This is a genomic window from Roseovarius marisflavi (assembly GCF_900142625.1).
GTDB classification, from domain to species: Bacteria; Pseudomonadota; Alphaproteobacteria; order Rhodobacterales; family Rhodobacteraceae; genus Roseovarius; species Roseovarius marisflavi.
Genome location: NZ_FRBN01000007.1, coordinates 134360 through 155027 on the forward strand (window position 1 = coordinate 134360; position 20668 = coordinate 155027).

Below are 20668 nucleotides of genomic sequence, written 5' to 3' on the forward strand. Positions count from 1 at the left end.
CCCCTGCCCGCGTGGTTTACTGCCAGGATTTTATCAGCTCGTCATAGGCGACGGTGACGGGCTCTTCGTCCTCGTTGGCAAGCTTGGCCTTGGGCGATCCGGGCTGGCTCAGCCAGTATTCCGGGTCCTGCTCGTCGTTGAGCTTGGGACCGACATCACCCTGAATGCCGGCACGTTCCAGACGGGCAAGCACCTTTTCCTGATCCGCGCAAAGGCTATCAAGCGCCTCTTGCGGGGTCTTTGCGCCCGACATGGCATCGCCGATATTCTGCCACCAGAGCTGTGCCAGCTTGGGGTAATCGGGCACGTTGGTGCCGGTCGGCGACCACTGCACCCGTGCGGGCGAGCGGTAAAACTCGACCAGACCGCCAAGCTTGTCGGCGCGGTCAGTAAAGCTCTGATGCTGGATCGTGCTTTCGCGGATAAAGGTCAGGCCGACATGGCTTTTCTTCACATCCACGGTTTTCGAGGTGATGAACTGGGCATAAAGCCAGGCCGCCTTGGCGCGATCCACCGGCGTCGATTTCATCAAGGTCCAAGAGCCGGCATCCTGATAGCCGATCTTGGTGCCCTCAGACCAATACGCACCATGCGGGCTTGGGGCCATGCGCCATTTCGGCGTGCCGTCCTCGTTCATCACCGGCAGGTCAGGCTTGACCGTGGCGGCGGTAAACGCGGTGTACCAGAACATCTGTTGCGCGACATTGCCCTGTGCGGGAATGGGCCCCGCCTCGGAGAAGGTCATGCCGGCGGCGGCGGGCGGTGAATACTTTTCAAGCCATTCAATCGCCTTGGTGACGGCATAAACCGCCGCCGGGCCGTTTGTGGCCCCGCCACGTGCCACGCAAGAGCCCACGGGCTGTGAATTCTCATTCACCCGAATACCCCATTCGTCGACCGGAAGGCCGTTGGGTTCGCCCTTGTCTCCCATGCCGGCCATCGACATCCACGCATCGGTATAGCGCCAGCCAAGCGAGGGGTCTTTCTTGCCGTAATCCATGTTGCCAAAGACTTCGCCCTCGACACCCAGATGGCTTAGGTCGCGCCCGGTGAAGAATTCCGCGATATCCTCATAGGCCGACCAGTTGACCGGAACCCCAAGGTCATAACCATACTTGGCCTTGAAATCCGCCTTGTTCTTGTCGTCGTTGAACCAGTCATAGCGGAACCAGTAGAGGTTCGCGAACTGCTGATCCGGAAGCTGATAGACCTTGCCATCGGGGCCGGTGGTGAACGACAACCCGATGAAATCCTTAAGGTCGAGATTGGGGTTGGTCACATCCGCCCCCTCGCCCGCCATCCAGTCGGTCAGGTTGCGCGCCTGCTGATAGCGCCAGTGGGTGCCGATCAGGTCAGAGTCGTTGATATAGCCGTCATAGATATTCTCGCCCGATTGCATCTGGGTCTGAAGTTTCTCGACAACATCGCCCTCGCCAATAAGGTCATGGGTGATCTTGATGCCGGTAATGGCGGTAAAGGCCGGGGCCAGCACCTTGGATTCATAGGAATGGGTGTCGATGGTTTCCGACACCACCTTGATCTCCATCCCCGCCAGCGGTGCTGCGGCGTCAATAAACCACTGCATCTCGGCCTCTTGATCGGCGCGGCTGAGCGACGAGAGATCGCCGATCTCGCTATCGAGAAACGCCTTGGCGCTCTCCATATCCGCCAGTGCCGGACCAGCCGCCAAGGCCAGCGCCACCAGCGCGGTTGAGGTTTTCAGTCGAAAGTTCATCTTGGTTCCTCCCTAGGTCGAACTTCGTTATTTATAGTCTCCGGCCGCTCGCGCGCCCGAAGGGTATTCTTCACCGGGTCAAACCCAGCGAAACACCGCCGCCGCGTAGATCGCGCAGACGATCATCGCATAGGGCTGATTTGTGCCCACGAACCCGAGCCAGGCCAGATTGATAAAGGCCGAGCCCAAGAGCGTGATGAAAAGCCGGTCACCGCGCGTGGTCTCAATCCGCAAAACCCCGACACGCGGCGTCTCGGGGAACTTGATTGCCAGCACCGTGAAAGTGACCAGCAGACAGGCAATCACCCCGAAGAAGATCGCCGTCGGTAGGGTCCATGCCATCCATTCCATATCAAAGCCCCCCTTGAATCGTTGTGAGCGAAGGAACGTCACCCTCGGGATTGTGGTTAACAAACCGTTTCATCACACCCTCCCCAGGGCAAAGCCCTTGGCGATGTAGTTGCGCACGAAATAGATCACCAAAGCCCCTGGCACGATGGTCAGAACCCCGGCGGCGGCGAGCACGCCCCAGTCAAGACCAGAGGCCGATACGGTGCGGGTCATGGTGGCGGCGATGGGCTTGGCGTCCACGCTCGTCAGGGTGCGCGACAACAGCAATTCGACCCATGAGAACATAAAGCAGAAGAACGCCGCGACGCCGACACCGCTGGCGATCAGCGGCATGAAAATCTTGATGAAAAACCGCCCGAAGCTATAGCCGTCGATATAGGCGGTCTCGTCGATTTCACGCGGCACGCCGCGCATGAACCCCTCAAGAATCCACACCGCCAAAGGCACGTTAAACAGGCAATGCGCAAGCGCCACCGCGATATGTGTGTCGAACAAGCCGACGCTTGAATAAAGCTGAAAGAACGGCAAGGCAAAGACCGCAGGCGGCGCCATCCGGTTGGTCAAAAGCCAAAAGAACAGGTGCTTGTCGCCCATGAAGCTGTAACGGCTGAATGCATAGGCCGCCGGCAGGGCCACGGTGATCGAAATCACCGTGTTCATCACCACGTAAATCAGCGAATTCACATAGCCCATATACCAGCTGGCATCGGTCAGGATGGTCGCATAATTGGCAAACGTCAGGTTCTGCGGCCAGAGCGAAAACACCCCAAGGATTTCGTCATTGGTCTTGAGGCTCATGTTGATCAGCCAATAGATCGGCAACATCAGGAACAACAGGTAAAGCCCCATGACGATGGCCTTGCCATTGAGACGCGAAGCGTTTGCAGCAGCCATCAGTTCCCCTCCCGCTTATCAAGGTTGACCATGACGGTGTAAAACACCCATGAAATCAGCAGGATCACCAGAAAATACATGATCGAGAATGCCGCCGCCGGGCCAAGGTCAAACTGACCAAGCGCCATTTTCACAAGGTCGATACTGAGGAAGGTCGTGGCATTGCCCGGCCCGCCGCCGGTCACCACAAAGGGCTCTGTGTAGATCATGAAACTATCCATGAAGCGCAACAGAATGGCGATCATCAGAACACCGGCCATTTTCGGCAGTTCGATATAGCGAAACACCGCCCAACGGCTCGCCTGATCAATCTTGGCCGCCTGATAATAGGCATCGGGGATAGATTGAAGCCCGGCATAGGCCAGAAGCGCCACAAGCGAGGTCCAGTGCCAGACATCCATCACGATCACGGTGATCCATGCGGCGGTTATATCCTGCGTGTAATTATAGGAAACCCCTATCTTATCAAGGGCATAGCCCAAAAGCCCAATATCGACCCGGCCGAAAATCTGCCAGATGGTGCCAACCACGTTCCACGGGATCAACAGCGGCAAAGACATCAGCACAAGGCAGAGCGAGGCCCAGAACCCTCTCTTCGGCATGTTGAGCGCCACGAAAATCCCGAGCGGAATTTCAATCGCCAGAATGATCGCCGAAAACGCCGCCTGTCGCGCAAGCGCATCCCACATTCTCTCGGAGCTTAGCATGTCGTCGAACCATTCAAGCCCGGCCCAGAAAAACTGATTATTTCCGAAGGTATCCTGCACCGAATAATTGACCACGGTCATCAGCGGAATAACGGCGGAAAATGCCACCAGGACAAGCACCGGAAGCACCAGAAACCACGCCTTTTGATTGACGGTCTTGTCCATTACGCGGCCTCTTCTGCGGGGGATTTCGGGCTGACGCGCCAGTCGTCGGCATAGACATTGATCGCGCGCGGATCAAAGATCAGTTGCGTCATATCGGGCGAAATGGCCTGACCCTCGGCGGCGATCACATTGATCTCGGCGCCCTGAAAATCACAGCGCAGGATCTTGTGGCGCCCCACATCCTCGACCCGGCGCACAGTGACGGCAAGGCCCGTATCCCCGGCCGCCAAAGTCACGAATTCGGGGCGCACGCCGATCTGAATCCGACCCTTGGGGCGGCCATAATCGGCGCCAAGCGCCACCTCGGTGCCCGCCACAATCGCGGTTGTGCCGCTTACCTCGGCGTCTAAAAGGTTCATGCCGGGGCTGCCGATGAAATAGCCCACGAAGGTATGTTCGGGGCGCTCAAACAACTCTTGCGGCGTGCCCATCTGCACCACCCGCCCGTCATGCATCACCACCACCTTATCGGCAAATGTCAGCGCCTCGGTCTGGTCATGGGTGACATAGATCATCGTATGGCCAAACTCGTGATGCAGCGCCTTGAGCTGGGTGCGCAATTCCCATTTCATATGCGGGTCGATCACCGTCAGCGGCTCGTCAAACAAAAGCGCGTTGACATCCTCGCGCACCATGCCGCGGCCAAGCGAGATCTTCTGCTTGGCATCCGCCGTCAACCCGCGCGCCTTGCGGTTCAACTCGGCCTCCATGCCGATCATGGCGGCAATCGCCTGCACCCGGTCGCGGATATAATCGGGCGACGCGCCCCGGTTCTTGAGCGGAAAGGCAAGGTTGTCGCGGACAGTCATCGTGTCGTAGACCACCGGAAACTGAAACACCTGCGCGATATTGCGCGCGGCGGTGGCCTGCGCGGTGACGTCGTGATCGTTGAACAGGATGCGCCCCTGTGAGGGATGCAACAGCCCCGAGATGATGTTCAGAAGCGTGGACTTGCCACAGCCCGACGCCCCCAAAAGCGCGTAAGCCTCGCCATCGGCCCAGACGTGGTTAAGCTCCTTGAGGGCATAATCGCCCTCGCCCGCCGGTTTGGGCAGATAGCTATGGGCCAGATTATCAAGCGTGATTTTTGCCATGTTCCCCCCTCATGCCGCCAAAGCATAGGCCGCAGGGGCCACAAGCGCGCCGTCTTGGGCAAAGACATAGACATGGGCCGGATCAAGATAGACCCGAAGCGCCGCCCCGAGTTTCAGATCGCGCACGCCATGCACAAGCCCGACCCACCGCGCGCCGTGATGATCAAGATGCACAAAGGTCTCCGAGCCGGTGATCTCGGTCACGCTCAGGTGCGCGTCAAACACAAGGCTGTCACCGCCCTGTTGTTCCAGCTCAAGGTGGTTGGGCCGAAACCCCGCCAGATACGGTCCGTCGCCCAAATCGGCCATGCTACCGATAGCGGGGGCGGATTGGCCGTCGCCGAAAAGAATACGATCCCCCGCCTTGGTGACCTCAAGAAAATTCATCGGCGGATCGCTAAAGACCCGCGCGGTGGTGGCATCATTCGGGCGGCGATAGACCCCCGGCGTCGGGCCGAATTGCGTGACCCGCCCTTCCCAGAGGGTGGCGGTATTGCCGCCCAGCAAAAGCGCCTCTTCGGGTTCGGTGGTGGCATAGACAAAGATGCTTCCGGCCGCCTCGAAAATCTTGGGGATCTCGGCGCGCAATTCTTCGCGCAGCTTGTAATCAAGGTTCGCCAAGGGTTCATCCAGCAACACAAGCCCGGCATCCTTGACCAATGCGCGCGCCAGGGCGCAGCGCTGTTGCTGCCCACCAGACAGCTCAAGCGGCTTGCGATCAAGCATCGGCGAGAGCTGCATAAGATCGGCGGTGTTGCGCACGGCGGCGTCAATCTCTGCCGACGTCTTGCCCATAAGGCGCATCGGCGAGGCGATGTTGTCATAGACCGTCATCGACGGATAATTGATGAACTGCTGATAGACCATGGCGACGCGGCGATCCTGCACGCGCATGCCGGTTACGTCCTGGCCCTGCCAAATAATGCGCCCGGTGTCGGGCACATCCAGCCCCGCCATAAGCCGCATGAGCGAGGTTTTCCCCGACGATGTCGGCCCCAGCAGCACGTTCATCGTGCCCGCCTCAAGCGTGAGGTCGGTGGGATGGATATGCACCCGCCCATTCGCCGACTTCGATACGCCCTTAAGTTCAAGCGTCATTGATCCAAACCCTTGTTCATCCCTTGGCCACCGCACGCGCGCCGGCGCTGCGCCGTTCCTGCTTCATCCAATCGTCAAGCGCGGCAATCTGCGCCTCGCTCATCCGCAGGCCCAGCCGCGTGCGCCGCCAGACCACATCGGCGGCCTCGCGGGCGAATTCGCGGTTCATCTGCCAACGCACCTCGGCCCCCGTCAGGGTGGCGCCAAAATCCGGGCCAAGATCACCGGCCTCGCGCGCATCGCCAAGGATATCCACCGCCTCGCTGCCATATGCGCGCACAAGACGGCGCGCCCAAGACGTGCTCAGGAAAGGATAGCCCCGTTGCAGGCCTATCACCAACCCCTCAACCCCATCGACCGGAAAATCCCCGCCCGGAAGGGCCACGCCCGCCGTCCAGCCGTCCGTTGCGCCGGGAAAATGCGGCGCGAGCTTGGCCAGGGCCGCCTCGGCCAGCTTGCGATAGGTGGTGATCTTGCCGCCAAACACATTCAAAAGCGGCGCGCCGTTCGTGTCATCCAGCGACAGCACATAATCGCGCGTCGCCGCCGTGGCCGATTTCGCGCCGTCGTCATAAAGCGGGCGCACGCCCGAATAGGTCCAGACGATATCGTCGGTCGTCACCGGAACCTTGAAATATTCGCTGGCGAACCGGCACAGGTACGCGGCCTCTTCCGGCGTGCACTCCGGCTTTTGGCTGGCATCTTGATGCTCGGCGTCGGTGGTGCCAATCAGGGTAAAGTCATTCTCATAGGGAATGGCGAAAATGATCCGCCCGTCCGCGCCCTGAAAGAAATAGCATTTGTCGTGATCAAACAACCGCTTGGTCACGATATGGCTGCCGCGCACAAGCCGCACGCCTTCGGTCGAATTCAGCCGGAGCGTGCCTGAGATCACATCCTTGACCCATGGCCCAGCCGCATTCACAAGGGCGCGCGCACGCAAGCTGCTGCGATGGCCGGTCTCTTGATCGACCAGCGTGATGCGCCACAAATCACCGACCCGCTCGGCCGACTGCACCTTGGTGCGGGTGCGGATCACCGCGCCGCGCGCCGCCGCGTCGCGCGCGTTCAGCACCACGAGGCGGCTATCCTCGATCCAGCAGTCGGAATATTCAAACGCGCGGGCGAACTTGTCCTTGAGCGGTAGCCCCTCGGGCACGCGCGTCAGATCAAGCATTGTCGTGCCGGGCAAAATCTTGCGCCCGCCAAGGTGGTCATAAAGAAACAACCCAAGCCGGATAAGCCAGGCCGGACGCCGCCCCTTCATCCAGGGCATCACCAGATTGAGAATGCGCGAGGCCGGTGTCTCGCCTTCAAAGCGCATGTCCTTGTGATAGGGCAGCACAAAGCGCATCGGCCAACTGATATGCGGCATCGCCCTGAGCAGGGTTTCGCGCTCGATCAGGGCCTCGCGCACAAGCCGGATTTCGAAATATTCAAGATAGCGCAAACCGCCGTGAAACAGCTTGGTCGAGGCCGAAGAGGTCGCCGATGCCAGATCGTTCATCTCGGCCAGTTCGACCGACAACCCACGCCCCGCCGCATCGCGCGCAATGCCACAGCCATTGATCCCGCCGCCAATGACGAACAGATCGACAATCCTGTCTGCGTTGGCATCCGGCACCGATTTCCCCCCACGATATGCCCCAAAGCGAACCACCAATCCGCCCAACCGTCAAGAAAAGAATATTCGTTTGCGTTCCATTTTTCCCGCATTGATTGTTTTCATTGTTTTTTAGCAGAGCTACCGCACCCACCCTTGCGCCACTTGGGTCTCGCCCACCTGCTTGACGCTGCGTTACCCCGCTTGATTCGTCGCCGGACACGGCGATTTCAGAGTTGCCGATGCCCCATCCCCTTGCGCGGCGGACAAAAACGAACATAATCGAACGAAACCTAGCCAAGGACAGCCGCATGTCACAAAGCTTTCGCCAACCCGACATCCTCGAAATCGCGCGCGCCGAGGGCAAGGTGACCGTCGAGGGGCTGGCAGAGCGTTTTGACGTCACGGTTCAGACCATCCGCCGCGACCTGACCGAGCTTGCCAGTGCGGGCAAGCTTGAGCGGGTGCATGGCGGTGCGATCCTGCCCTCGGGCGTCAACAATATCCTCTACGAGGAACGCCGCCGCCTGAACGAAGCCGCCAAGACCGCCATCGCGCGCGCCTGTGCCGCCGCGATCCCCGACGAGGCCTCGGTGTTCCTTGATATCGGCACCACGACCGAGGCAGTCGCGCGCGAATTGCTTGATCATCGCAATCTGATGGTGGTCACCAACAACATGAACGTGGCACAGATCCTTCTGGCGAACAAATCCTGCAACATCGTGGTCGCGGGCGGTGCCCTGCGGCGGGCCGATAACGGGCTCGTCGGCAATCTGACGGCGCGCACCATCGAGAATTTCAAGTTCGACTACGCGATCCTTGGATGCTCGGCGATGGACGTCGATGGCGACCTGCTTGATTTCGACATTCAGGAGGTCGTCGTCGGCCAAACCCTTCTCAACCGCTCGCGCGAGGTGTTTCTGGTCGCCGACGCTTCTAAGTTCCAGCGCAGCGCGCCGGTGCGGATCGGTTCGCTGCGTGATGTGCATCAGGTGTTCACCGACCAGCCCCTGCCGCCGCGCCTTGCCGAGCAATGCACCGGCTGGGGCACACGCGTGCATGTGACTGGCCCCGCCCCCGACGAGCCCAGCCCCTAACCGCGCAGGAAGCTGGCAAACGGGATATAGCGCACGCTGTCGCCGGGTTTGATCTCGGCGCCCGCCTCGGGCAGCTCGACCAGACCTTCGGCCCAGCTTAGCCCGCTGATGCGACCGGAACCCTCGGATTTGAACACCTCGGCGCGCCCCTCGCGCATGCGCGCGCGCAGATATTCGCGCCGTCCGGGTTTCTTGCGCTTCTCAAAATTCGCTTGCACATCAAAACCTTGCGGCTCGAACCACCCGGCCCCTGAGAGTGAGGCCATCGCCGGGCGCGCAAAGATCAGCGCGCAGACAAGCGCCGCCACCGGATTACCGGGCAGGCCGAACACCGGCGTTTCGCGCCAGAGCCCAAGCGCCAGAGGCCGCCCTGGTTTGATCGCGATGCGCCATTCCGCCATCGCGCCCGCATCGTTCAAAAGCGCCGAAACATGGTCCTCGTCGCCCGCCGAGGCCCCGCCCGAGGTCAGGATCACATCCGCCTCGGCCGCGCCGCGATCAAGCGCGCGGCGCAGGGTCTCGCGGTCATCCGCCACCTTGCCAAGATCAACCACCTCATAACCGAAATCGCGCACAAGCGCGCTGAGCATCGGGCGGTTGGCGTCAAAAATCTGGCCCTCGCGCGGCGTCTCTCCGGCCTCGGCCAATTCATCCCCGGTCGAAATGATCGCCACCCGAAGCCGCAGGCAGACCTCTAGCCGCGCCACGCCCACGGCGGCGCAAAGCGCAAGGTCGGCAGGCGTCAGAACCCGGCCCGGCGCAAGAATGGTCTCGCCCTCGCCCACATCCTCGCCCGCGCGACGGGTGTTCGCCCCCGGCTTTATGCCTGCGCGAAAGGCGATCTCGCCGCGTCCAACGCTCACATCCTCTTGCAGGATCACCGTATCAACACCGCTCGGCAAGGCCGCTCCGGTCAGCACCCTGATCGCAGACCCGAACGGCACGTCGCCCGCGTAAGGCACCCCCGCCGCCACGCGGCCCGCAATCAGCGGCAAGGTCTGGTCGCCCTCGCCAAGGCTGGCATAGGCAAAGCCATAGCCATCGACCGCCGTGTTGGGATGCGGCGGATTGGCGCGACGCGCCGTGACAGGCGCACCAAGCACCCGGCCCAAGCCGCTTGCCAAATCGACCGGCTCCTGCCCCACCACCCGGTGCAGCCGCGCGCGCAACAGAGCCAACGCCTGATCCGCCGGGGTCCAGTCGACACCGCCCGGCAGCGCAAAGCAATCATCGCGCAGCGGGGGTGGCTTTAGCCCCTCTGCCGCGCGGCTGAATTTCTCTTCATGTCCAAGCCCCATGATCCAGCCCTCCTCGGGTGCGTCGATGGCCAACATGGCCGCCAGATCCGTTTCGGGCAAGCGCGCAAGCGCCCGCGCCATCAGCCGCACCTGATGCGCGTCGCGCACCCCACCCGCCGCCTCCGCCTGTTTGACCACCTCATTGATCAGCCCCGGCCAGATTTCAACGAAGGCCACCGGGCGCGCCAGATCCTCGAACGGCCAGACCGCCACATCGCCCGCAAAGCGGCGGCGCAACCGGTTGAGCACCGGCAGGCCGGTCAGGACCTGCCCGCCAACGGCACCGGCGCCACCCATCTGCCAACAGGTGAAGGTGCCGGGCGCATCTGCCGCCCGCCGCTCGCGCTGCCCATGCCCAGCGCGCGTATCGCGCCGCTCAAGCCCGGCAATATCGCGCCTTAGTCCGTTGAACCAAAACGGCCCCGTGCCGGGGAAAAGCCCATTGGCCATTGCCGCCACATCAAAGCGATTGTTCGCGCTTGGGTCATCGGAAATCCTGTCCTCGAACCAGTCCCAGACTGCGAAGGGATCGGCCCGCCCGGTTAGGCCCTCCGCAAAACCCGCAGGAAAGCCAAAGGGAAAGTCGAACCCGACCATAAGCCGACGCCCGGCGCAGCGCTCGGTCTCGATCAACTCGGCAATCGCCTCTTGCGCCAGCGCGCGATTGCGCAGATAGCGCGGCGGCTCCTCGCGCCCCTGACGCACCAGACCAAGCCAGATCGCATCACGACGCGGGCGCGGCCCGGTATCATTGCCGCCGGACCAGTCGACCATCGCGAAACTGTCGAATGGGATCAAAGGCCAACCTCGGCCAGGATGAAATCGGCAATCGAAATCGTATCGTCCAGATCGAAAACCGGACGGTCAAGGTCAAGCGGGCTGTCGCTTGCAACCGCGCGGATGGTCGGGTCGTTGGTGGCAATCAACGGGTTGCCAGTCTCTGCACGAAAGGCCTCGACCTTGGGGTGCGTGTCGCGTTTATAGCCCTCGATCAACACGAGATCGACCGGCGCCAGCTTGTCGAGCAACATCGCGAGCGATGGCTCTTCCTCATCGCGCAGCTCGTGCATCAGCGCAAAGCGGTTGCGCGAGGCCAGCAAAACCTCGGTCGCGCCGGCCACCCGGTGGCGGTGGCTGTCCTTGCCCGCGTGATCCACGTCAAAGGTATGATGGGCGTGTTTCACCGTCGAGACACGGATGCCGCGCCCGGTGATCTCGCTTACGAGCCTCTCCATCAAACCGGTTTTGCCCGCATTCTTCCAGCCGGTCACGCCGTAAAGCCTCATACCTCTGCCCCTAATCTGTCCCGCGCCCGTTCAAGGTCTTCGGGAGTATTCACGTTGAAAAACGGATCGCCCGCCTCCTCGAAAAGCGCCTCGCGCCCGCCATGTTTGTCCGTCCAGATGACCACCTTGCGCAAGCCCTCGGTGAGGGCCGCGCGCAAGTCATCGCGCAAGGCCACCGGCCAGAGCCCAAAGGTCGGATGCCGGATCAGGCCCGAGCCGGTCATCGACTTGGTCTCTTGCGCGCCCCGCGGCGTCGCGGCCAGAACCAGCGGATGCGCCATGCCCTCGGCCGCCAAAAGCAGGCGCGCCACCAGATCGCAGGGAAAGAACGGCGTGTCCGCCGCCACGGTCACGATCGTATCCGCATCCCGTTCCGCAGCCCAGTCAAGCCCCGCCAGCACACCGACCAACGGCCCGGCAAAGCCCTCGATGCTGTCGCCCAGAACCGGCAGCCCAAGCTCCGCAAACCGCTCCGGGGTGCCATTGGCATTCAGCGCGAGCCCTGCCACCTGTGGCTCAAACCGCGCGATCACATGGTCAAGAATGGTTGACGATCCAAGCGGCAAAAGCCCCTTGTCGCCACCGCCCATCCGCGTGGCGCGTCCACCCGCGAGAATGACACCAAGCGGCGGCTTCATGCGTCCTGCCCTCGCAACCAGCCAAGAAAATTATCCGAATTTTCTTGGACATTTTCTTGGTTCAAGAAAATGACCCGCGCCCGGCCGATCATTTAGGCGCTCCCTTGCGACGGTGTTTGTGATCCTCATCGTCCACCGTATCGGGATCAGCGTCGCGCAAAAGCCGTTCTTCTCCGGACAAACACACGAACCGCTTGCCCCGCATCCGCCCGATCAGGGTCAACCCAACCTGCCGCGCAATCTCGACCCCCCAGGCGGTAAACCCCGAGCGCGACGCCAGAACCGGGATGCCCATCATCGCCGTCTTGATCACCATCTCGGAGGTCAGCCGCCCGGTCGTGTACAAAATCTTGTCACCCGCCAAAACACTCTCGCTCAACATCCAGCCGGCGATCTTGTCCACCGCGTTATGGCGCCCGACATCTTCCATATAGACCAAGGGTCGCGCTCCCTCACAAAGCACCGTGCCGTGGATCGCCCCCGCCTCAAGGTAAAGCGAGGGGGTGCGGTTGATCTGCGCTGCCAAGGCGTAAAGATCAGAGGTCTTAACCTCGACCTTCGGCAATTGCACGCCCTCTAACCCCTCCATCATATCACCAAACACCGTGCCCACCGCACACCCGCTGGTCCGGGTCTTCTTCTTCAGCTTTTCCTCATAGGTGGTCTGCCCATCGGTGCGCACCACGACGGTCTCCAGATCTTCGTCATAATCGACGCCCCGGACCACCTCGCCCTTGGCAAGCATCCCTTGATTGCGCAGAAACCCAAGCGCCAGATATTCCGGGTAATCGCCAATCGTCATCGCCGTCACGATCTCCTGACCGTTCAGGAAAATCGTCAAAGGGCGCTCCTCCACCACGGAAATGCGCATCGGCTGCCCTGTGTGATCCACGCCCTCAACCGCCTGCGTCAGGCGCGCCGCACCGGGATCAGGCGCGATCAGGTAACCGGACATATCATCGCTCAAGGCCAATTGCATCTCCTCCTTGCATTGGGTACGCCCTGCCAGAGCACAAGGGCAACTTAGGGGCAAGCAGTGCCAAGGCAAACCACCAAATCGATCTATTGGCAAGGTGTGCGCGATGGCGCGCCCTTTATTCTGGTGATTGTCCCCTTTTCCGTCCTCTTCGGCGTTGTCGCCACCGAGGCGGGGCTGAACGTTCTTGAAACCATGAGCTTTTCAGTGCTTGTCATCGCCGGCGCGGCGCAATTCACCGCACTTCAGCTTTTGTCAGACGGCGCACCCACCGCGATTGCGCTGATTTCGGCGCTGGCCGTCAACCTTCGCATGGCGATGTATTCGGCCTCGCTTACCCCCTATATCGGCGGGGCGACCTTGGGCCAGCGCGCGCTTGCAGCCTATTTCACCGTCGATCAAAGCTATGCCTGTGCGATTATCAAATTCGAGGCCAACCCCGGCTGGTCGATCCCACAACGCTTGGCTTATTTCTTTGGCGTGGTCACGCCGATCTGCCCGCTCTGGTATATTTTCACCCTCGTCGGCGCGCTTGTCGGCACCTCTATCCCACAGGGTTTGGCGCTTGATTTCGCTCTGCCGATCACCTTTCTTGCGATGATCGCGCCGATGCTGCGCACCCCGGCCCATTTGGCAGCGGCCTTCACGTCTGTGGCCCTGTCGCTCGTCTTTGCGTTTCTGCCCTATAACCTCGGCCTGCTGATCGCAGGGGTGGTGGCCATGGTTGTCGGCGCTCAAGTCGAACTCATCCTCGAGCGCCGGATTGCGCCACCCAAAGGGGATGCAGCATGATCGACAAAACCAGCCTTTGGATCGTTATCATCCTCCTCGGTCTCGGAAGCTTCGGCCTGCGCTTTGTCTTCACCGGGCTTATCGGCGACCGCCCCCTGCCCGCTTGGATGCTGCGCCACCTTCGCTACACCGCCGTGGCCGTTTTACCGGGGCTGGTGGCGCCGCTTGTGGTCTGGCCCGCAGCCACCGGTGGCACCTTGGATGCCCCTCGCATGGCGGCTGCGATCATCACGCTGGCGGTGGGTTATTTCACCCGCAACGTGATCCTCGCCATCGTTCTGGGCGCGCTCACCCTTTATGGCGGCCTCGCCCTGCTCGGCTAACACCCCGCACACACCTTCTTCTTGGCATAAATACTCCGGGGGAGTCGCGCTTCGCGCGACGGGGGCAGCGCCCCCTAGTCTCTCGGGGCCGCTGCGCGGCGCAAGCGGTCATTGATCGCGCGCCCCAATCCATGATCCGGAATCGGTGAGACCGCAATCACGCCTGCGCCTCGCGCATCAAGCGCATGCAGGTGGTGAAACAGATTGGCCGCCGCCTCGGTCAAATCCCCCGAGACCGACAGGTTAAGATCGGCCTCAACCGCGCCGAACCCCAGCAAAACCTCACCCTCCCGGCGCTCTGCCGCGTTCATCCGCACAAGGCCGCCGGGGGCATAATGTGACTTCATCTGCCCCGGTGCACTCAGAGGATCACCCGTGCCATGCAGGCGCAAAGGCCGCTCCAGAGCCGCCTCTATCGCCTCAACCGGCAATCCGCCGGGGCGCAAAAGCACGGGCGCGTCGGCCAGGCCAACAATGGTTGATTCCACCCCGACCGGGCAGGCGCCACCATCCAGAACCGCCTCGATCCGCCCCGACAAACCGGCCAGCACATGCGCCGCCTCGGTCGGGCTTATCTTCCCCGAAGGATTGGCCGAGGGCGCCGCCACCGGGCCACCAAAGGCCTCAAGCAATCTCTGCGCCACCGGATGCGCCGGCAGGCGCACCGCGAGGGTCGGCAAATCGGCGGTCACAAGCGGCGACAGGCCCGCATCGGGTTTCAACGGCAAAACAAGCGTCAGCGGCCCCGGCCAAAACGCGCGCGCAAGCGCATCCGCAAAATCGTTCCACTCGACATAGGCCTGCGCGGTCTCAATACTGCTGACATGCACGATGAGCGGGTTGAACCGGGGCCGCTCCTTGGCCTCGAAAATCCGCGCCACCGCGTGATCCTGACGCGCATCCGCGCCAAGCCCATAGACCGTTTCGGTCGGAAAGGCGACAAGCCCGCCCTCGCGCAAAATCGCCGCGGCTCTTGCAAATCCCTCTTCGTCGGGCGAAAGACATGTCGTTTCCAAGTTCAAGCGGCCCTTTCTGACGCGGCGTAGCAGTTGAAGGCAGGCCGCGATTGATTACGCTCAGGTTCAAGGTAAGTTCCATATAGGGGCGCGGCCACGCTGCCAAGTCGCCCGCACAATAGATCAGGAGATTTCAATGCCGTATCGTGCCCCGGTCGAGGAATATCAGTTTCTGTTCGATCACGTTGTCGACCTGGAAAGGGTCGCCGCCACCGATCGCTTTGCAGAGGCCACCCCGGATATGACCGCCGCCATTCTCTCCGAGGCCGGGCGCATGTGCCAGGACGTACTCTATCCGCTGCAACGCCCCGGCGACCTGCACCCGGCGCATCTTGAGAATGGCGTTGTGCGCACCTCGCCCGGTTATGGCGACGGCTATCGCGCGATTGCGGAAGGTGGCTGGGTCTCGATAAGCGCCAGCCCCGAACATGGCGGCATGGGCCTGCCGATGACGGTGACGACGGCGGTGAATGAGATGATGTCCTCGGCCTGCCTCTCGCTGCAACTCAACCCGCTGATGACCCAAGGCCAGATCGAGGCGCTTGAACATCACGCCAGCGATGCGCTCAAGGATATCTACCTGCCCAAGCTGGTCAGTGGCGAATGGTCCGGCACCATGAACCTGACCGAGCCGCAGGCCGGATCGGATGTCGGCGCGCTGCGTTCAAAGGCCGAAGACAATGGCGACGGCAGCTATGCGGTCACCGGCCAGAAGATATATATCAGCTGGGGCGACAATGATTTCACCGAAAACGTCTGTCACCTCGTGCTTGCGCGGCTACCCGACGGCGTGCCCGGCACCAAGGGCATCAGCCTGTTTCTGGTGCCTAAATTCATTCCCGACGAGACCGGCACACCGGGGCGCGCCAACTCTCTCAAGGTGGTCAGCCTTGAGCATAAGATGGGTCTGCACGGAAGCCCCACGGCGGTGATGCAATTTGACGGCGCGACCGGCTGGCTTGTGGGCAAACCGCATGATGGGATGCGTGCGATGTTCACGATGATGAACAACGCCCGCCTTGGCGTCGGCGGTCAGGGCATCGGCGTCGCCGAAGGCGCCTATCAGCACGCGCTTGCCTATGCATTGGATCGCAAACAGGGCCGGACCCCTGTTGAGGGCGGCACCGGCACGATCATTGATCACGCCGATGTGCGCCGCATGCTGAGCACGATGAAGGCCGATATCTTTGCCGCGCGCAGCATCGCGCTGACCTGTGCGGCGGCCACCGACATGCAGACCGCCACCAATGATGCCGGCTGGGGCGCACGCGCCGCCTTCCTGACGCCGATTGTCAAGGCCTTTGGCACCGAAACCGGCATGGCGGTCTCGGAAATGGGCGTTCAGGTGCATGGCGGCATGGGCTTTATCGAAGAAACCGGCGCGGCGCAGTATTACCGCGACGTGCGCGTCACCGCGATTTACGAGGGCACCAACGGCATTCAGGCGATGGACCTTGTCGCGCGCAAACTGATGGATGGCGGCGAAGCGGGCTTTGCCATCCTCGACGAGATCGAGACCCTGGCCGAGGCTGCCCGCGGGCAGCTTCCCGATCTGGCCGAGCCGGTCTGGCAAGCCTCAGAGAGCCTGCGTGAAGCGATGGAATGGATGTTGGAAAACAGCGATCTCAACCAGCGCTTTGCCGGGGCCAGCCCGTTCCTGCGCGCCTTTGCGCGGGTGCTTGGCGGGCATTTCCACCTCAAGGCGGCCCTCGCCGAGGGCGGCAACGGCGCGCGCACGCGCCTTGCGCGGTTCTATATCACCCGGCTTTTGCCGGAACATGCCGGGCTTTTGGCCCACGCCACATCGGGCGCCGATGACCTTTATGCGCTGAGTACCGAGGATCTTGGCGCATGATGGACGGCGGCGCCGGGATCATCTGTTATCCTTGGGCCGAGCCGCCCGCAGCGGGCGAGGCAATCACCGTCGCGCCCGGCGTGCTCTGGCTGCGCCTGCCGTTGCCGATGGTGCTTGATCACGTCAACATCTACGCGCTTGACGAGGGCGACAGCTGGACCATCGTCGATACCGGCATCCACTCCAAACGCAGCGTGGCCCTGTGGGAAACCCTTCTCGCCGGCCCGCTTGCGGGCAAACCCGTCAGCCGCGTGATCCTGTCCCACCACCATCCCGATCACATCGGCATGGCGGGCTGGCTGATGGAGCGCTTCGGTGCCGAGCTTTGGGCAACACGTACCTCCTGGCTCTTGTCGCGGATGCTGATCCTTGATGTCGAGGATGAACCGACGCCGCAGGCGCTGGAGTTCTGGCGCAGCGGCGGGATGGACCCCGATGTGTTCGAGGCGCGCCGCGCAGAGCGGCCGTATAATTTCGCCGATATCTGTTACCCGCTTCCGGTGGGTTATACCCGCGTGCAAGAGGGCGAGGTGATCCGCGCGGGCGGGCGCGATTGGGACGTGCGGCTTGGCGGCGGGCATGCGCCCGACCACCTGACCCTCTGGAGCCGCGACGACGCCCTGGTCATCGCGGGCGATCAGATACTGCCCTCGATCAGCCCCAATATCGGCGTCTACCCGACCGAGCCCGAGGCCGACCCGCTGGCCGATTGGCTGGCGGCCTGCGCGCGCCTCGCCAGCTTTGCGCGCGACGATCATCTGGTGCTTGGCGGGCATAAACTGCCCTTTACCGGCCTGCCGATGCGGATGCGCCAGCTTAGCGAAAACCACCACGGCGCCCTGTCGCGCCTGCGCGCATATCTCAAGACGCCGCGCACCGCAGCGGAGTGTTTCCCGCAGCTGTTCAAACGAAAAATTGATCGCGGCACCTATGGATTGGCCCTTGTCGAGTCGGTTGCGCATCTCAATCATATGCATCAGGCTGGCGAGCTCAGACGCTGGCGCCGCGACGATGGGGCCTGGCTCTGGCAGGTATGTGACAGTTAAGGGGGATCAATCGCATGGACGACAAGATCGACACTCCGGCCGAAGCCGCCGAGGCACAGGCGATACCGCGCTGTCACGAAGTTCATTCCAATCCCGATCAGCCCTGTATCGGCGCCGCCGCCAAAGCGCTTAGCGAGAAACCGAATGCTACGAAAAGCCCGGCACAATGGGCCTATGAACGGATGATTCTCTATATCCAGAATTTTGAGAAAACACTCGACGAGGAACATGAGGTGGCGATGGGATTTGTCGGCGGCAATGCTGGCGTTCTGCGGATCGAAGGCATGGGCTATTTCGACCCCGATATCGTGACCTTTTACGGCGAGGATACCAGCGGTGCGCGCACCCAGCTTGTCCAGCATGTCGGTCAGCTTAGCGTGATGCTGCGGGCCCTGCCGAAACCGGCCAAGGTGGCCGCGCCCAACCGCATCGGCTTTCGCCTTGCCGAGGACCTTGCAAAAGCGTGACCCCCTGTGACAGCTTGGGTGGTGACAGCCCCGATCAAATACAGTATTCAGCCGCGAGATACACAGATTCAGTTATGAAAGAGGATACCCAAATGGCCGATCACAAGCATGGTGAGATGGATATTCAGGTTCAGGAAAAGACTTTTGACGGCTTTGTAAAGGCCACGACCTACAGCGTCATCGGCATCATCTGCCTCTTGGTCTTTATCGCAATCGTCAACGGCTAAGTCGTGCTTGCGCGACCGGACGAGCGTTTAAGGTAAAGGGATTCCCATGCGTGGTTGGATGATTGCGATTGCGGCTGTGTTTGCGCTGGCCGGTTGCGCCGCCGAATCGGTATGGGCCCCGGATGAGGCGGTGACACGCGCTGCGTACCGTCATGACGGGCCGCCTAGCTTGACCCTGTTCACGATGCTCAACAACCATACTGACGCGGGCGCGCATACCGCGTTGATGATCAACGGCTCGCAGCGGGTGATCTTTGATCCGGCCGGGTCGTTCAAACACGAGACCATCCCAGAGCGCAATGACGTGCTCTATGGCATCACCCCGCCGGTGGCCGATGTCTATACCCGCTATCACGCGCGCAAGACCTATCGCGTGCGCATTCAGCGCCTCGATGTCTCGCCCGAAACTGCAGAGCGCGCCATCGCGCTTGCCAAGGCCGCAGGCCCGGTGCCCTCGGCGCAATGCTCGCTGGCAACCTCTCGTATCCTCGCAGAGCTTTATCCCGGTCAGGTCAAAACCTCCTGGCTTCCGCGCAAGACCGCGGACGAGTTTGGCGCCATTCCCGGCGTGAGCACCAAAGAGCTCTATGAATACGATGACGACGACAACAGCAAGGTTCTGCGCGCCTGGACCCCACCCAAGACCTGAACCTTTCGCAAATCCTGCACCCGTCGCCGATAATTGCGCGGCACCTTCCTGGGGGCAAGGCCTATGGCCTGCCCGCGTCCTTGACAGGTCTGACGCAGCTCAGGTGATAGCATTGGTTTGCCGCTGAACGCCCTCTTGCTCAATCCACCGCGTGATCAATGGCGCCTTATGGCGAATGACGGCTACGCGGGACACACCGGCCTGATGCGTTTGCGGCGGAGATCATGGCCTCAGCACACGGCCCAAACCCACAGGTTCTGCGGCAGCGCAGCGAAAAATCCCCAAACCGGACGTTGACATCATGCCAAGTCGACAAAATCCAATCCGGTCGTTCGCTGCGCCCACTCTCGATGTCTCAGTTGCGGGACTTTGCTGCCGTTCGCAAAAAAGCCAAGGCTTGCAAGCCTTTCTCTATCGCAGCCGTTCAGTTTCACGTTGGTAGAGCAACTATGGCAGGTGACAGGCAACAAATGTGCCAAAAGTCTTTGCCGGTTCAGCTGATTGCTCTACCAATCAGGATCAAAAGAGATTGGTGAAATATGTCACTGGACTGGGTTATGGCGCAATTTGCCCAATATATTGGGCATTGGAGCGAATTGGCAGGCTATCTGGCGTCTGTCCTTGTTTTTCTGACCTTTTGCATGAAAACTATCGTACCGCTGCGCGTGCTTGCCATATCTTCGAATATTGCTTTTATCGTCTATGCTGCGGCTGCCGGTCTGATGCCCGTATTGCTGTTGCATGCTGCCCTGCTGCCTCTGAATATATTGCGTACCATGCAGCAGATAAGCCTTTTCCGGCGGGTTCGACGTGCCTCAATCGGCAGCGCCAAGATTGAAGCACTCGTACCCTTTATGACGATCAAGACCTATCCAAAGGACACACTGCTTTTTCGCAAAGGAGACGTGGCTCTGAAAATGTGCTTTCTGCACAAGGGACAGGTTTTGGTACCGGAGATTGGAAAATACCTTCAGCCCGGAACGCTTTTCGGAGAAATAGGACTGTTCACACCGGAAAGGACTCGGACTGCGTCGGCAACTTGCTCCGAAGACTGTGAAATATACGAGATCAGTGATGACGATTTAGTGCAGCTCTGCCTTCAAGATCCAGCGTTTGGATTGTTCCTGACCAAACTAATTGTTGCGCGTATGTCTGATAATCTCACGCAGTCAGAGACATCCAACGACCCTATCACGCCAAGCGCTTGGCGGGCGGGCACTCAGCAAACTCCGGCATCGTTTATCGAATGATCTTTTCTGGTCTTGTCGCGGTTTAGTTCCGGCCTCTTTCGAGCAATGTTTGCTATGAAGGAGATAAGGAATGGCAAAGCGATACACAGACGAGTTTCGCC

At 61.2% G+C, this 20668-nt stretch carries 21 protein-coding genes; 9 read left to right on the forward strand and 12 right to left on the reverse strand.

All coding sequences use genetic code 11. The features are described from left to right. Positions 1-16 precede the first annotated feature (16 nt). The 7 genes from BUB78_RS08820 to glpD form a co-directional block, all read right to left on the reverse strand. Positions 17-1735, reverse strand: coding sequence for an ABC transporter substrate-binding protein (locus BUB78_RS08820; RefSeq protein WP_073197173.1), 1719 nt, complete (start codon positions 1733-1735; stop codon positions 17-19). Between the two features lie 78 nt (positions 1736-1813). Then, positions 1814-2086 (reverse strand): DUF2160 domain-containing protein, encoded by a 273-nt coding sequence (locus BUB78_RS08825; RefSeq protein ID WP_073197175.1) that lies wholly within the window; start codon positions 2084-2086, stop codon positions 1814-1816. 72 nt (positions 2087-2158) lie between these two features. After that, positions 2159-2980 (reverse strand): carbohydrate ABC transporter permease, encoded by an 822-nt coding sequence (locus BUB78_RS08830; protein WP_073197177.1) that lies wholly within the window; start codon positions 2978-2980, stop codon positions 2159-2161. Beyond that, on the reverse strand, positions 2980-3852 hold the full coding sequence (locus tag BUB78_RS08835) for a carbohydrate ABC transporter permease (RefSeq protein WP_073197179.1): 873 nt from the start codon (positions 3850-3852) through the stop codon (positions 2980-2982). Before BUB78_RS08835 ends, BUB78_RS08830 begins: the two co-directional genes overlap by 1 nt. Then, positions 3852-4946, reverse strand: coding sequence for an ABC transporter ATP-binding protein (locus BUB78_RS08840; RefSeq protein WP_073197181.1), 1095 nt, complete (start codon positions 4944-4946; stop codon positions 3852-3854). The genes BUB78_RS08835 and BUB78_RS08840 overlap by 1 nt, the downstream gene beginning before the upstream one ends. A gap of 9 nt (positions 4947-4955) precedes the next feature. Beyond that, positions 4956-6044, reverse strand: coding sequence for an ABC transporter ATP-binding protein (locus BUB78_RS08845; RefSeq protein ID WP_073197183.1), 1089 nt, complete (start codon positions 6042-6044; stop codon positions 4956-4958). Between the two features lie 16 nt (positions 6045-6060). Beyond that, positions 6061-7668, reverse strand: a complete 1608-nt coding sequence (glpD, locus tag BUB78_RS08850; RefSeq protein WP_073197235.1) for a glycerol-3-phosphate dehydrogenase — start codon at positions 7666-7668, stop codon at positions 6061-6063. Between the two features lie 290 nt (positions 7669-7958). Between glpD and BUB78_RS08855 the strand changes: the two genes are divergently transcribed. After that, entirely contained in the window at positions 7959-8744 is a 786-nt protein-coding gene (locus BUB78_RS08855) for a DeoR/GlpR family DNA-binding transcription regulator (RefSeq protein WP_073197237.1), read from the forward strand. On the opposite strand, the gene BUB78_RS08860 is transcribed toward BUB78_RS08855, so the two are convergent. The 4 genes from BUB78_RS08860 to BUB78_RS08875 form a co-directional block, all read right to left on the reverse strand. Then, entirely contained in the window at positions 8741-10816 is a 2076-nt protein-coding gene (locus tag BUB78_RS08860) for a molybdenum cofactor synthesis domain-containing protein (protein ID WP_170865044.1), read from the reverse strand. The two genes, BUB78_RS08855 and BUB78_RS08860, sit on opposite strands and share 4 nt — an antisense overlap. 20 nt (positions 10817-10836) lie before the next feature. Continuing rightward, on the reverse strand, positions 10837-11328 hold the full coding sequence (mobB, locus tag BUB78_RS08865) for a molybdopterin-guanine dinucleotide biosynthesis protein B (RefSeq protein ID WP_073197185.1): 492 nt from the start codon (positions 11326-11328) through the stop codon (positions 10837-10839). After that, positions 11325-11966 (reverse strand): molybdenum cofactor guanylyltransferase MobA, encoded by a 642-nt coding sequence (gene mobA / locus BUB78_RS08870; protein ID WP_073197187.1) that lies wholly within the window; start codon positions 11964-11966, stop codon positions 11325-11327. The genes mobB and mobA overlap by 4 nt, the downstream gene beginning before the upstream one ends. Positions 11967-12054: 88 nt before the next feature. Then, positions 12055-12945: a formate dehydrogenase accessory sulfurtransferase FdhD gene (locus BUB78_RS08875; protein WP_073197189.1), complete on the reverse strand. Its 891-nt coding sequence runs from the start codon at positions 12943-12945 to the stop codon at positions 12055-12057. A 57-nt stretch (positions 12946-13002) separates the two neighbouring features. Between BUB78_RS08875 and BUB78_RS08880 the strand changes: the two genes are divergently transcribed. After that, a complete protein-coding gene (locus tag BUB78_RS08880) occupies positions 13003-13734 on the forward strand; it encodes an AzlC family ABC transporter permease (RefSeq protein WP_073197191.1) in 732 nt (243 codons plus the stop codon). After that, complete coding sequence (locus tag BUB78_RS08885) at positions 13731-14057, forward strand: AzlD domain-containing protein (protein WP_073197193.1); 327 nt, start codon at positions 13731-13733, stop codon at positions 14055-14057. The genes BUB78_RS08880 and BUB78_RS08885 overlap by 4 nt, the downstream gene beginning before the upstream one ends. Before the next feature lie 74 nt (positions 14058-14131). Here the strand turns inward: BUB78_RS08885 and BUB78_RS08890 are convergent, their stop codons facing one another. Next, positions 14132-15073, reverse strand: coding sequence for an L-threonylcarbamoyladenylate synthase (locus BUB78_RS08890; protein ID WP_139279294.1), 942 nt, complete (start codon positions 15071-15073; stop codon positions 14132-14134). A 136-nt stretch (positions 15074-15209) separates the two neighbouring features. Between BUB78_RS08890 and BUB78_RS08895 the strand changes: the two genes are divergently transcribed. From BUB78_RS08895 to BUB78_RS08920, 6 genes are all read left to right on the forward strand, one after another. Further along, positions 15210-16928, forward strand: a complete 1719-nt coding sequence (locus BUB78_RS08895) for an acyl-CoA dehydrogenase (RefSeq protein WP_073197197.1) — start codon at positions 15210-15212, stop codon at positions 16926-16928. Then, positions 16928-17974: an MBL fold metallo-hydrolase gene (locus tag BUB78_RS08900; protein ID WP_139279297.1), complete on the forward strand. Its 1047-nt coding sequence runs from the start codon at positions 16928-16930 to the stop codon at positions 17972-17974. Before BUB78_RS08895 ends, BUB78_RS08900 begins: the two co-directional genes overlap by 1 nt. 14 nt (positions 17975-17988) lie before the next feature. Further along, positions 17989-18441 (forward strand): hypothetical protein, encoded by a 453-nt coding sequence (locus BUB78_RS08905; protein ID WP_073197201.1) that lies wholly within the window; start codon positions 17989-17991, stop codon positions 18439-18441. Positions 18442-18515: 74 nt separating this feature from the next. Next, positions 18516-18668 carry an aa3-type cytochrome c oxidase subunit IV gene (locus BUB78_RS08910; RefSeq protein WP_425442161.1) on the forward strand — a complete coding sequence of 51 codons (153 nt, stop codon included), beginning with the start codon at positions 18516-18518 and terminating at the stop codon, positions 18666-18668. A 46-nt stretch (positions 18669-18714) separates the two neighbouring features. Further along, a complete protein-coding gene (locus BUB78_RS08915) occupies positions 18715-19317 on the forward strand; it encodes a hypothetical protein (protein WP_170865042.1) in 603 nt (200 codons plus the stop codon). Between the two features lie 539 nt (positions 19318-19856). Next, positions 19857-20567 (forward strand): Crp/Fnr family transcriptional regulator, encoded by a 711-nt coding sequence (locus BUB78_RS08920; RefSeq protein WP_084732813.1) that lies wholly within the window; start codon positions 19857-19859, stop codon positions 20565-20567. Positions 20568-20668: the final 101 nt, after the last annotated feature.

Bases quoted from the DNA above. Each gene is read 5' to 3' on its own strand.
- BUB78_RS08820 (WP_073197173.1), bottom strand. From the start codon at position 1,735: ATGAACTTTCGACTGAAAACCTCAACCGCGCTGGTGGCGCTGGCCTTG.
- BUB78_RS08825 (WP_073197175.1), bottom strand. From the start codon at position 2,086: ATGGAATGGATGGCATGGACCCTACCGACGGCGATCTTCTTCGGGGTG.
- BUB78_RS08830 (WP_073197177.1), bottom strand. From the start codon at position 2,980: ATGGCTGCTGCAAACGCTTCGCGTCTCAATGGCAAGGCCATCGTCATG.
- BUB78_RS08835 (WP_073197179.1), bottom strand. From the start codon at position 3,852: ATGGACAAGACCGTCAATCAAAAGGCGTGGTTTCTGGTGCTTCCGGTG.
- BUB78_RS08840 (WP_073197181.1), bottom strand. From the start codon at position 4,946: ATGGCAAAAATCACGCTTGATAATCTGGCCCATAGCTATCTGCCCAAA.
- BUB78_RS08845 (WP_073197183.1), bottom strand. From the start codon at position 6,044: ATGACGCTTGAACTTAAGGGCGTATCGAAGTCGGCGAATGGGCGGGTG.
- BUB78_RS08855 (WP_073197237.1), top strand. From the start codon at position 7,959: ATGTCACAAAGCTTTCGCCAACCCGACATCCTCGAAATCGCGCGCGCC.
- BUB78_RS08860 (WP_170865044.1), bottom strand. From the start codon at position 10,816: ATGGTCGACTGGTCCGGCGGCAATGATACCGGGCCGCGCCCGCGTCGT.
- mobB (WP_073197185.1), bottom strand. From the start codon at position 11,328: ATGAGGCTTTACGGCGTGACCGGCTGGAAGAATGCGGGCAAAACCGGT.
- mobA (WP_073197187.1), bottom strand. From the start codon at position 11,966: ATGAAGCCGCCGCTTGGTGTCATTCTCGCGGGTGGACGCGCCACGCGG.
- BUB78_RS08875 (WP_073197189.1), bottom strand. From the start codon at position 12,945: ATGCAATTGGCCTTGAGCGATGATATGTCCGGTTACCTGATCGCGCCT.
- BUB78_RS08885 (WP_073197193.1), top strand. From the start codon at position 13,731: ATGATCGACAAAACCAGCCTTTGGATCGTTATCATCCTCCTCGGTCTC.
- BUB78_RS08895 (WP_073197197.1), top strand. From the start codon at position 15,210: ATGCCGTATCGTGCCCCGGTCGAGGAATATCAGTTTCTGTTCGATCAC.
- BUB78_RS08900 (WP_139279297.1), top strand. From the start codon at position 16,928: ATGGACGGCGGCGCCGGGATCATCTGTTATCCTTGGGCCGAGCCGCCC.
- BUB78_RS08905 (WP_073197201.1), top strand. From the start codon at position 17,989: ATGGACGACAAGATCGACACTCCGGCCGAAGCCGCCGAGGCACAGGCG.
- BUB78_RS08910 (WP_425442161.1), top strand. From the start codon at position 18,516: ATGAAAGAGGATACCCAAATGGCCGATCACAAGCATGGTGAGATGGAT.
- BUB78_RS08915 (WP_170865042.1), top strand. From the start codon at position 18,715: ATGCGTGGTTGGATGATTGCGATTGCGGCTGTGTTTGCGCTGGCCGGT.
- BUB78_RS08920 (WP_084732813.1), top strand. From the start codon at position 19,857: ATGTCACTGGACTGGGTTATGGCGCAATTTGCCCAATATATTGGGCAT.